The 208-nt window shown below is 72.6% G+C and carries 1 pseudogene; it reads right to left on the bottom strand.

Annotated elements, in window-relative coordinates:
- Positions 1-208, bottom strand: a pseudogene (locus EXE45_RS19470) (hypothetical protein); the annotation flags it as partial.

Below are 208 nucleotides of genomic sequence, written 5' to 3'. Positions count from 1 at the left end.
ACGATGCGCGAGCGCGCCGGCGAGAACCGGGTGAAGCTCTGGCTGCTGTTGCGCGGACCGCGAACGCGCCGCCGACGGCGAGCGTCACGTGGGCGACACCGAGCGTGCTCCCCGGGAACGTGCCGGCGTCGACGACCGTGACCATGAGTCCCGCGACGACCAGCGCCGGCACCGCGGCGTAGAGGATGAGCCGCGAGAGGTCGATCAG

Origin of the sequence: Halorubrum sp. SP9 (assembly GCF_005435015.1) — an archaeon.
Lineage (GTDB): Archaea > Halobacteriota > Halobacteria > Halobacteriales > Haloferacaceae > Halorubrum > Halorubrum sodomense.
The sequence above is the reverse complement of the archived record's forward strand: the minus strand, read 5'-3'. Positions and strand labels throughout refer to the sequence as shown.